Source organism: Neisseria sp. P0001.S005, assembly GCF_051963715.1.
This window is the reverse complement of the sequence record NZ_JBQCTZ010000533.1, coordinates 1-536: the sequence shown is the minus strand read 5'-3', so window position 1 is coordinate 536 and position 536 is coordinate 1. Positions and strand designations below refer to the sequence as shown.

General features: G+C 49.4%; 1 pseudogene. It reads right to left on the bottom strand.

The features are described from left to right. A pseudogene (locus ACTHSP_RS21505) lies at positions 1–536 on the bottom strand (5-methyltetrahydropteroyltriglutamate--homocysteine S-methyltransferase); the annotation flags it as partial.

Genomic DNA, 536 nt, shown 5'->3' with positions numbered 1-536 from the left:
TCAGGAGCGCGTACCAAGTCGATGTGCAGGCCGTCAACAGGCAGGGATTTCAGCAAAGCAGCGTGTTCGGCAACAGAACCGAAGTAAGTGCTCAACAGGATTTTGGCGCTTACTTTGCTCAAAGTAGCGTAAACGTCTTTGTATGCTTCTACCCATTCTTTAGGCAGGTCAACAGCCAATGCAGGCTCGTCGATTTGAATCCACTCGGCACCGGCTTCAACCAAAGCAGTCAGGATTTCAACGTAAACAGGCAACAGTTTAGGCAACAGGCTCAGACGGTCGAATTCAACAGCGCCTTTTTCTTTACCAACCCACAGGAAAGTCAACGGACCCACAACGGTCGGTTTGGCTTTCAGGCCCAAAGCTTGGGCTTCTTGCAGTTGTTGAACGTAGTGTTTGGCGTTGGCTTTGAATTCGGTATCGGCGTGGAATTCAGGCACCAAGTAGTGGTAGTTGGTGTCGAACCATTTGGTCATTTCGATAGCGAATTGGTCTTTGTTACCACGGGCCAGTTGGAAGAATTGTTCCAAAGACAG